Origin of the sequence: Psychromonas sp. B3M02 (assembly GCF_003318165.1) — a bacterium.
GTDB lineage: Bacteria > Pseudomonadota > Gammaproteobacteria > Enterobacterales > Psychromonadaceae > Psychromonas.
Genome location: NZ_QOCB01000040.1, coordinates 83,407 through 93,720, shown reverse-complemented (window position 1 = coordinate 93,720; position 10,314 = coordinate 83,407). Strand labels below are relative to the sequence as shown.

The window sequence follows — 10,314 nt, the reverse complement described above, 5'->3', positions numbered from 1 at the left end:
ATATATATCAAACAACACAAGATCAATCTACCCCTAAAGTATATATTTGTTTACAAAATAAGGTGTGATCATTAGCCTAAAAAGAGAAAATGAGCTCAATTAATAGAAAAATATAAGATTTAAACTTGATTAAGATCATTGAATTTATTCTTAGAGAAATAAAATAGAATTGAATAAATCACTATTAAAATTAGTACATCAAACAACAAATCAGCAGTCAATCCCGTCCTGTAATCAATTCACACCCAATAAATAAAAAGCATTTTTTTATAAAAAATGTTGATTTGGAAATGCTAATAAAATGAATAACTTGTATTTTTTATAATGATTAACTATAAAGGGAAGGCTCTTCGGAAGACTCTATTTTGCCAGTGTGGTTAAATAAACAATTAACACCATCATTAGGAATGACAAATGCTTGAAATATCCGTATTGATACTAACCTGTGTCATGTTATTCATTACTTTTGCACCTTTATCACCTTCAAATCACTGGATATCAAGAGTTTGGGAGTTTCCTAGAGTACAAATAGCTGTAATTACTCTTTTACTAACTATTGCCAGTGCCTACATAACTTCGCCAATTATGTTTACCACATTGTTTATCATCAATGCATTGCTATCTAGCTACCAATTAATGTGGATCTTTCCTTATACACCACTAAGTCGAAAACAAGTCCCCAAAAGCAATAAAAACCAAGTTAGGCCAACGATAAAAATAATGACGAGTAATGTCTTGATGCCAAACAGACAAGTAACAAAGCTAATCGACCTCGTTAATCAGCATCAGCCGGATGTGTTAGTGACACTTGAAACAGACCTTTGGTGGGAATCAGAACTAGCATCGATTCACAAAGATTACCCATATAGAGTGAATCATCCTCTTGATAACCTCTATGGGATGCACCTTTACAGTAAATACGCTTTGGAAGAGATCCAAGTGTTAGAGCTAATTGAAAAAGATATCCCTTCTATTCATTGTTATTTAGTACTGAATGAAGAGGTTAAAATAAAATGTCATTTTCTACACCCAGCTCCCCCAAGCCCCACAGAAAATGAAACCTCTACGCCAAGAGACAGAGAACTACTGTTAATAGCAAAGCAGATAGCTACTCAAACAGAAGCAACCATAGTGACAGGCGATTTAAATGACGTGGCTTGGTCTCCGACTACTAGAGCATTTAGAAAAATTAGTGGATTAAAAGACCCAAGGATAGGCAGAGGCATGTTCAATACCTTTCATGCTGATTACCCATTCTTACGCTGGCCATTAGACCATATCTTCCATAGTAAGCACTTCACACTCACTAAAATAGAGAGAATGCCATCAATTGGTTCAGACCACTTCCCACTGTTAAGTGAGCTTATGTACACAACAGAATAATATTCTGAGCGCATAAAACTGACATTTACTCTGTAATAATTACATAGTTTTTCCCTATAAAATCAATTTTTACTGCTATTTAACAACAAGTTAAACAATGGCATGAAAATTGATTCCTAGTTAAGTATACAAGACCAAAAAATTTAAATAATAAAGAGACTTTTATGCCTACCAAGCTGAATTTAAAACAAAGAACACAGAATTTTATTAACTCAAAACATATGTTAAGTGGCATTACTATTGCGTCATTTTTAGAGTCAGTAATTGTGCCAATTCCATTAGAAGCTATTTTAGTGCCTTTGATGCAAGCAAAAAGAAAGCAGTTATGGGTGATTGCGTTAATGGCGACAATAGGTTGTTTGGTAGGAGCGCTATTTGGTTACACATTAGGTTATTATTTGTTTGATGCGATTGGAGACTGGGCGATTAATACTTTTTCAAGTCCAGAACAGTTTGAAATGGTGACACAAAAAATGCAAGCGCAGGGATTTTGGTTTGTAATAACCTTAGGCATCATTCCAGTACCCTTTCAAATAGCAATGCTCGCTGCTGGCGCCACTAAATATTCGCTTATATTATTTTTAATCGCGGCAACTATTGCTCGGTCAATACGTTACTTTGGATTAGCGGTTATCGTTTATTATGCAGGTAATCAAGCAGAGTCTCTAATTAAAAAACACAAAACTAAAGCAATGATATTAATTACATTACTGATCCTTTTAATCTGGGCTATTAGTACTTGGGGGTAGTTGGCAGACTCTTTCATTTCTAAAATGACAGTTTAAATCGACAAACAAGATCAAGTACTCACTTTTAATTAGTTAGATGATTTAAATATAATTTAAGTTAACAATAATTTATAAATCTGTATTATTTACTTCAGTGTAATGTTAATAAAATTTGCCATTCCCCTTTTACTGTTCGAAATTATACTTATTAATATTACCCATATGGAAATACAACAGATAAATTGCTCGCGTTGATAATCGTTTAATAAGGGACATGGATATGTTTTTTCGATTTGCTTTTACTTTTTATTTAATTCTTTTCGGTTTGATGACTTCCGCATTTGCTGACAATAATCAACCATTACGCATTTTACATGTACCTAGTTATCACATGTCATGGGATTGGAATAAAGACCAATTGCAAGGCTTTAAAGATGCATTAGGAGTAACTAATGCAGAATATAAAATAGTTGAGTTAGACACAAAACGCGCCAGTGAACTTGAGCTTATTCAACAAAAAGTCGCCATAGCAAAAAGTATAATAACTGATTGGCACCCAGACCTGCTTTATAGCAACGATGACAATGCACAAAAATACTTTGCTCAGGATTATGTCAATACGGATTTACCTATTGTATTTAGTGCCGTTAACCAAGAGCCTTCCCTTTACCAATTTTCTAATGCCAGCAATGTCACAGGTGTTATGGAATATGAACACTTTATACCAACAGTCAACTTACTGCGTTCTATCAAAAAAGATGTAAAACGCATTGCTGTCGTTATTGATTCTGATCCTACCTGGACTGGAGTTGTTAACCGCATCAAAGAAAAACTTGAAAAAAATCCAGATATTGAAGTCACACAATGGCACCTTATTAACACTTTCAGCGAATACAAAAAAGTCATCAGTTCGTTACAAACTGAGGTCGATGCTATTGCATTATTAGGTGTATTTAATATGAAAGACCAAGACAATAAGGATATTGATTTTACAGATATTTTAAAATGGACAGCAGAAAATAGCCAACTCCCTGATTTTGCATTTTGGGAGTCACGAGTGGATTTAGGCACATTAGTGGCAGTTGCTATATCAGCTTATCAACAAGGATATATTGCGGGAGAAATGGCTAGAAAGATATTAGTTGATGGGGTATCTCCGATCGATATTCCTATTAGCTCAAGTGAAAAAGGCGAACCAATGGTCAGCCTAGCACGTGCAAAAGCGTTGGGAATACCTATAGATGTGGAACTATTACTTAATACTAAGACCAAAAAACAGTACCAGTGGAATAAGTAATGTCCACATCAATCAGCAATAAAATCACATTACTATTTACAGTGAGCCTCACGCTAACTGCATCAGTGATTTTATTTATTTTTACGCTGGAAGTGTATAACACCAATAAAACACTATTTTCACAACGTGGCGATGTTGCAGTACAAGAGTTACTGTATAAAACTGAACGCTTATTAGCGCTAGGTTTATTACCTAATGAATTTTTTGGTTACGATATATTATGCCAAAAGTTAGTCGAGCAAACTGAAGGTATTACCTATGTTGCTTTAGTTGATGCCAGCGGTCAGGTTATCTATGAATCAACTCCTCCTGTGAGTCAACCACTTAAGTCATCATTAACAGATAACATCATGGATCAAGATGACCAGTATCTAATCAAAAAACCATTACCTCCTTTAGTTCATAATCAGCATTACATCATTGCTGAAATAGATGAGCCTCTGCTTGAATCGAAACTGACTCACTTTTTACTAAAAATGCTCACCTATGCCACTATCATTATTTCCATTGCTGTTATCTTAATGATCCATTTTTTACGTAATAATTTAGGAAAGCCTATTAGCTCATTAATCAACCATATTAGAAATATAGAGCTAGACTCTCAACAAGGTACGCAATGGGATTTATTAAAAAGAAAAGATGAGCTGAGCACAGTGGCAATCACCTTTAATGCCATGATGAACCGTTTATCTAATAGTCGAAAATCATTAGCAGAGTCTCACTTAAAGTTACAAAATTTAACCAATGAATTAGAAGACCGTGTTGAGTCTAGAACCCGATCGCTAAATAAAGTGAATAAACGCTTATATACACTGGCTAGAACAGATCAATTAACTGGGTTTTATAATCGCCTTAAATTAGAGGAGCTACTCAGCAAACGCTTCGCACAAGCCAAACAAAGTGGGCACCATTTTTCTATTTTAATGGCCGATTTAGATCGCTTTAAATACATCAATGATAACTTTGGTCATGCCGCAGGTGATCACGCATTAAAAACCATTGGTGAACGCATTCTTAATTCACTCCGTCAGCGCGATAGTGCTTATCGAATTGGGGGAGATGAATTTACATTTATTATTGAAGATTATGCTAGCCAAGACTCTTTAGTTAGAGTGGCTGAAAAGATAAAATATGCCGTGGAAAAACCCATTTATTATAATGGGCATTGTTTATCATTAGGTGTCAGTATTGGGATTGCATTTCTGACTAAAGAGATAGATTGCAATGCAGAAGGCTTATTATCTTTTGCAGATAAAGCCATGTATGAAGCTAAAACCCAAGGTCTAGACTATGTGATTAGTACTCACAAAATTTAAAGGCTATCAAGTAGGCTTTATTTCCTTGTCGATATTTACAGCCAAGAGATAAGGCATCCCAACAAGAAAAGTAGATTAGTTAATCAGTATAACCAATACATTGATTTCTACCTGCTTGCTTTGCTTGATATAAAGCAATATCAGCTTGATGTAATAACTTCTCAAAATCATGGTTGTCTGTATTACTTGCAGTAAAACCAGCACTAATTGAAACAGGTAATGTCACGCCTTCATAAGAAACAGGGAATTCAGCTATTTTTTTTCTTAACTTTTCAGCTACTAAAGCCGCTTCTTGGACATTCGTTTCCGGTAAAAAAATCACAAACTCTTCTCCACCATAGCGCCCTATTACATCAGCAGAACGCAGTACCTCTTTACAACGTTGAGCCACCTCTCTTAAAACTTGGTCTCCAAACAAATGCCCATTTTGATCATTAATTTTTTTAAAGTAGTCCATATCAAAAATAATTAAAGAGACTTCACCACCATATCGTTCAATTCTCTCTACTTCATTGGTAAATGCTTTTTCCCAGTGTGAACGGTTATAAAGATGAGTTAGTCCATCAATACTACTCACCCGCTCTAATTCAGCACATGCTTCCTTCAATTGCATTGTAGAAATAGCAATATCCGTCATATCCTTAATAGTAACGCACACATACTGAACTTCATTATTCTGATCACAAATAGGTGCAAAATTGCAGTTTTGGTACATAAAATCTAATTGCCCCGTCACAGACCTGCCATGTGAAAACTGCAATAAATAAGGGCGCTGCTCCCATGACGTATACGATTCATGATTAAGCATAAAGACGCTATGTATTTTCCTCTCAAACCATTTTTTAGGTAACTCAGAGAAACATTCAAAAAAGTTTTTACCAATAATTTTACTTTCAGTGAAATTACTATGAACTTCCATGAATTTGTTCCATAACTGCACTGTAAAGTGCTTATCCACCACAAAGACACCAGTATCAAGGCAATCAATAATATTATGAGTATAGGCAAACTGGGTTGTCATGATCTTTAAAACTCATCTAATAATTTGTTTAAAATGCTTTGCAGATATTTAATGGAATTATCAGGAAGCAATAGCAATAGGTCACACTGAAATGAATACTTCTCAACCTTGTATTCGATTTTTATCGATAATGCATGAGCCCACTTGATCTTGTGATTACCCAATAAGTTATCTACCGCAATAGATTGACCAATAATAGAAGGTGGTGTGTTAAAGAAGCGTTCAGAAAGCTGTTCTGCAATCCCACTCAAGCAAGCCCCATTAATAATATTGGATATTTCCAATAAGATCTCTTGTTCAAACTCGGGCGTCATCTCTTCATCAAACTCAAGAAGCTGAGCAAGGTTATCAAAACTAGTGTCACTAAAAACAGTGAGTGACTCACCACAAAATTTAGGGTTAGTAATATGAGTATAAAAGCCTTGGCTAACAACAGAGATCGTTTCCGCAGGAATTAAACGACGCAGCACAGGCGTTAACTCATGTGCATTAATAATTTCAATCGCCGGTACGGACAAGGTAACATACTGTTCAAATAGCATTGACAGTGACTCACCAGCTTGCCCCATTCCAATATTACAAATCTCTTGTAAATAGTCGCGTTGATCTTCGTTGAAGTCTAGGCTCTCACTCATAATAATCCATGTGTATTTAATACGTCTAACAATGCACTTGCAGATACGGGTTTTCTAATAAAATCAATCGCACCATCAGCGGCGACCTTGTTTCTAGCTTCAATTTGTAAGTCAGCGGAGACCACAATCGTTTTTACTTGTATCCCTTGCTCTTTAATTGCAGCTAATACTTGAAAACCATCCATAACTGGCATTGTTAAATCTAAAAAAAGTAGGTCAAAATTACCCATTTGCAATGCTTCAAGTGCTTCTTCTCCATTATTGACTAATAGGGCACTTTCTTTCCATTGTTCAGGAAGCGCTTTTTTTAACTGTTTTCTAGCAATGTTAGAATCGTCGCAAATTAAAACGGAAACTGTCATTATATTTCCTTAGTACTTAAATACTTAACCATAGCAGAGTTAATCTAAATTCACTTGTTTTATGATTTTAAATTGACCTAACAGTTGATTAATTCACATACTAAAATATTTCTTAATCAGACTGTTTTTTAAAGGTAGTACATCTCTATCGGCAAGTTCAAAAATAACATGAGCCAAACATTGCCATTAACAATCAAATAAGACATATTCTTCCATGAATACTTAATCGTAGGCAAGATAAGTAAAAAGGTTGTGGAAAACTGGAGGGTTAAATAAATCAGATCATGTTAAATGTAAAAAGACTCATAGTAAATGAGCCTTATTCTTTAACATTGTTAAGCATCATTGGTCCAGCGATGTACCATTAATACTGACGTACACTGCTCGCCATAGTATGCATGTTCACGGCAGATGCTTCGATATTAGGGTTGGTAGCTACTGCCGCAATACCACAACGCCACCAAGACTCATAACCATGGGTCATCGTTTTAGGTAACACTTTAACATCAATTAACGTTGATACCGTTTGTTTGTTGGCATCATCAAGCGCGGCAATTAACTCTTGCTCATTACGAACGGTATAAGTCACACAGCCATAACTTTCTGCATTTTTAGCGAAATCAACAGGGACAGAGCGCCCTGTCAACTTGCCTGTTTTGGGATCTCTAAAACGATTTTCAGTCCCAAAACTACCCATACCATTTTCCATTTGTAAATTATTAATACAACCAAAACTCATATTATCTAATAGAATAATATTAATTTTAATGCCTTCTTGGATAGCAGTTTGCAATTCTGAGTGCAGCATCATATATGACCCATCGCCTAATAAGGCATAAACAGGTTGTTCAGGGCATGCGATCTTAGTACCGATTGCGGCAGCCACCTCATAGCCCATACAAGAATAACCAAATTCCATATGATACGTATCTTTTTGTTTAGGTCGCCATACACGTTGTAAATCCGCAGGCAGCGAGCCTGCTGCACCAACCACAATAGCATCATCACTTAACTGCTTATTGAGTATGCCTAATACACGAGTTTGTAATAATGTAGATTGTAATACTTCGGCGTACTCATCGAGAACAGTATTACTCAAGTGTCCATCAACCTCAGGGGAGAATGATTCATCATTATATTTAACATTATCAAGGCGAACTAACTCCCTCGCCCATTGTTCACGGGCACTACTAATTTCAGTTGTATAAGCAGATCGATAACCTTCCATTTCCAATGCGTCAGACAACGCTGTTAAAGCAACTTTAGCATCAGCAATGACTCGGATACCATCTAACTTATAAGCATCAAAACTAGCGACATTAATATTTACAAACGTCACATTTTCATGTTGATATTGTGATTTTGAAGCCGTTGTAAAGTCAGTCATACGGGTTCCAACACCAATGATAACATCAGCTTCTTTAGCCAAAATATTCGCAGAAAAAGTACCTGTTGCACCAATCCCGCCACAATTTAACTCATGGTCAAAAGGCACAGCACTTTTACCTGCTTGTGTTTCACCAAATGGAATATTAAATTTTTCAGCAAATGCTTTAAATGCATCGTGAGCCTCAGAATAACGCACCCCACCACCACAAATTAATAAAGGTTTTTTCTTACCTTTAATTGCAGTAACTGCATCGGCGATCATCGCTTCTGAAGCCGGGCGACGCTCAATACGATGTACACGTTTTTGGAAAAAGTGCTCAGGAAAATCGTAAGCTTCACCTTGTACATCTTGTGGTAATGAAACTGTAACGGCACCTGTTTCTGCCGGATCTGTTAATACACGCATGGCATTAATCATAGCAACCATCAACTGCTCGGGTCGCATCACACGGTCAAAATATTTAGAGACAGGACGAAAAGCGTCATTGGTTGAAATAGAATAATCATGAAATTGTTCTATTTGTTGAATAACCGGATCAGGCTGGCGTGAAGCATAAACATCACTTGGCAATAACAAAACAGGGATTCTATTTGCCGTTGCAGTCGCAGCAGCAGTTATCATATTCGCACACCCCGGACCAACGGAAGCACTAACAGCATAGATTTTCTTTCTTTTTTGTTGTTTCGCAAACCCCACTGCAATTTGTGCCATACCTTGCTCATTACAACCTTGATGCACAATTAATTGGCCAGGATCTTGTTCTAAAGCCTGCCCCAATCCTAGTACATTTCCATGACCAAAAATAGTAAATACGCCGTGTACAAACTTTTCCTCTCGCCCATCTACTTCAACATATTGTTGATTTAAGAATTTGACTAATGCTTGTCCTGTAGTTAATCGAAAGGTATTCATATATTCACTCCAAAATCATGATAAACCGCCTATAGATAACATAAACGGAAATAGGCAAACAAAAAATAGAAAATAAATTTCAAATAGGTGTTCATCATATTGTTGAAGATGGTTTAATAGTAGTTAATTTGTAAAAAAGTGTTAAACATGTCATGAAACAATATAAAGAAAAAATATGTAACACCAACTAAAAATTAAAATAAACACATTATTTTCAATTAATTACATGCAAACCATCAAGTAACCAGATCGAGAGAGAGAATTTTCATTTAAAAAACAAACAAACAATACAAACGAAAAAAGTTTTTCAAAAATAAAAAAGAAAAGACGGTAAGTAAAAAGAGAAGTGGCAAAAGGGAAAAAGGTTGAACGATAAAAACAATTTCACCGTTAACCAAATCATTTAGTCTTTTTTACAGATAATGCTACAGCATTAAACCAACAGCTAGGGTTTGAGCGATGAACATCGCACTGGTTAAAGAACGAAACTCCATCACATCATTCTCAATAATTTCAAAACAAATATCAGCCTGTCTTCCATGTTCGCTCATTTGGCTATCAGTGATCGCCACAATTTTTGCCCCCACTTCTCGAGCGCGCTCTATCGCGGCTATTGATTCTTGAGCATGGGGTTTAAATGTAGTGATAAGTAATACATCTTCTGACTTTATTTGCTTCAACATCGGCGACCTCATTCCACCAGCACCATCCACCAATACAGTATTAGAGTCCCCTTTAAGCAACATATACCAAAGATAGCTTGCAACTGGATAGGCTCTTCTTACTCCTTGCACATAAATAGTATTCGCAGATGAAAGCAAGGTCACCGCATCTTCTAATTTAGAGGATGGGATACCAATCAGCAGGTCTTCCATTGCTTTGATGTTTGACTCACCTAAATTCTCAAATATATCTTGAATAGATTCAATTTGAGATACACCCTCGCTTTTTGCTCTTTTAATTCGTTCTTTATAATCACGAGGCTTATGGAAGTATTGGTCACTAAACAAAACCTGCATTTTACTAAAACCATCAAAACCAAAAGTATTAGCAAAGCGGCTTAATGTTGAAATGGGGACCCCCGCTTTAACAGAAATAACTGACATGGTTTCAAAAGCGACAACCATCGGTTCTTCACTAATAAAATCAGCAACTTGTTTAAGTCGATTGCTTAACGTGTCATAACGCTCTGCGAGTATGTCTTTAAATTTATCTAATGAAGTAGCGGTTTCAATATCATTGGGCATTATGTTTACTCTTAAAAAAAACA

Annotated in this window: 9 protein-coding genes; 4 read left to right on the top strand and 5 right to left on the bottom strand. The window is 35.9% G+C overall.

All coding sequences use genetic code 11. From position 1 onward, the window contains the following. Positions 1–414 precede the first annotated feature (414 nt). From DS885_RS06155 to DS885_RS06140, 4 genes are all read left to right on the top strand, one after another. Complete coding sequence (locus tag DS885_RS06155; RefSeq protein WP_113818553.1) at positions 415–1,383, top strand: endonuclease/exonuclease/phosphatase family protein; 969 nt, start codon at positions 415–417, stop codon at positions 1,381–1,383. 164 nt (positions 1,384–1,547) lie between these two features. Next, positions 1,548–2,132: a YqaA family protein gene (locus DS885_RS06150; protein WP_258546854.1), complete on the top strand. Its 585-nt coding sequence runs from the start codon at positions 1,548–1,550 to the stop codon at positions 2,130–2,132. A 259-nt stretch (positions 2,133–2,391) separates the two neighbouring features. Further along, positions 2,392–3,408, top strand: coding sequence for an ABC transporter substrate-binding protein (locus tag DS885_RS06145; RefSeq protein WP_181817705.1), 1,017 nt, complete (start codon positions 2,392–2,394; stop codon positions 3,406–3,408). Further along, positions 3,408–4,724, top strand: coding sequence for a GGDEF domain-containing protein (locus DS885_RS06140; RefSeq protein WP_113818549.1), 1,317 nt, complete (start codon positions 3,408–3,410; stop codon positions 4,722–4,724). Before DS885_RS06145 ends, DS885_RS06140 begins: the two co-directional genes overlap by 1 nt. 79 nt (positions 4,725–4,803) lie before the next feature. On the opposite strand, the gene DS885_RS06135 is transcribed toward DS885_RS06140, so the two are convergent. The 5 genes from DS885_RS06135 to DS885_RS06115 form a co-directional block, all read right to left on the bottom strand. Continuing rightward, positions 4,804–5,745, bottom strand: coding sequence for a sensor domain-containing diguanylate cyclase (locus DS885_RS06135; protein WP_113818547.1), 942 nt, complete (start codon positions 5,743–5,745; stop codon positions 4,804–4,806). 5 nt (positions 5,746–5,750) lie between these two features. Then, the gene (locus DS885_RS06130) at positions 5,751–6,380 is read right to left on the bottom strand and encodes a hypothetical protein (RefSeq protein ID WP_113818545.1); all 630 of its coding nucleotides are present in this window, start codon (positions 6,378–6,380) and stop codon (positions 5,751–5,753) included. Next, positions 6,377–6,742, bottom strand: coding sequence for a response regulator (locus DS885_RS06125; protein ID WP_113818543.1), 366 nt, complete (start codon positions 6,740–6,742; stop codon positions 6,377–6,379). The genes DS885_RS06130 and DS885_RS06125 overlap by 4 nt, the downstream gene beginning before the upstream one ends. A gap of 364 nt (positions 6,743–7,106) precedes the next feature. Continuing rightward, positions 7,107–9,044: a 3D-(3,5/4)-trihydroxycyclohexane-1,2-dione acylhydrolase (decyclizing) gene (gene iolD / locus DS885_RS06120; RefSeq protein ID WP_113818542.1), complete on the bottom strand. Its 1,938-nt coding sequence runs from the start codon at positions 9,042–9,044 to the stop codon at positions 7,107–7,109. A 425-nt stretch (positions 9,045–9,469) separates the two neighbouring features. Next, positions 9,470–10,291 (bottom strand): MurR/RpiR family transcriptional regulator, encoded by an 822-nt coding sequence (locus tag DS885_RS06115; protein ID WP_113818540.1) that lies wholly within the window; start codon positions 10,289–10,291, stop codon positions 9,470–9,472. Between the last annotated feature and the right edge of the window lie 23 nt (positions 10,292–10,314).

Bases quoted from the DNA above. Each gene is read 5' to 3' on its own strand.
- DS885_RS06155 (WP_113818553.1), top strand. From the start codon at position 415: ATGCTTGAAATATCCGTATTGATACTAACCTGTGTCATGTTATTCATT.
- DS885_RS06140 (WP_113818549.1), top strand. From the start codon at position 3,408: ATGTCCACATCAATCAGCAATAAAATCACATTACTATTTACAGTGAGC.
- iolD (WP_113818542.1), bottom strand. From the start codon at position 9,044: ATGAATACCTTTCGATTAACTACAGGACAAGCATTAGTCAAATTCTTA.
- DS885_RS06150 (WP_258546854.1), top strand. From the start codon at position 1,548: ATGCCTACCAAGCTGAATTTAAAACAAAGAACACAGAATTTTATTAAC.
- DS885_RS06115 (WP_113818540.1), bottom strand. From the start codon at position 10,291: ATGCCCAATGATATTGAAACCGCTACTTCATTAGATAAATTTAAAGAC.
- DS885_RS06145 (WP_181817705.1), top strand. From the start codon at position 2,392: ATGTTTTTTCGATTTGCTTTTACTTTTTATTTAATTCTTTTCGGTTTG.
- DS885_RS06135 (WP_113818547.1), bottom strand. From the start codon at position 5,745: ATGACAACCCAGTTTGCCTATACTCATAATATTATTGATTGCCTTGAT.
- DS885_RS06130 (WP_113818545.1), bottom strand. From the start codon at position 6,380: ATGAGTGAGAGCCTAGACTTCAACGAAGATCAACGCGACTATTTACAA.
- DS885_RS06125 (WP_113818543.1), bottom strand. From the start codon at position 6,742: ATGACAGTTTCCGTTTTAATTTGCGACGATTCTAACATTGCTAGAAAA.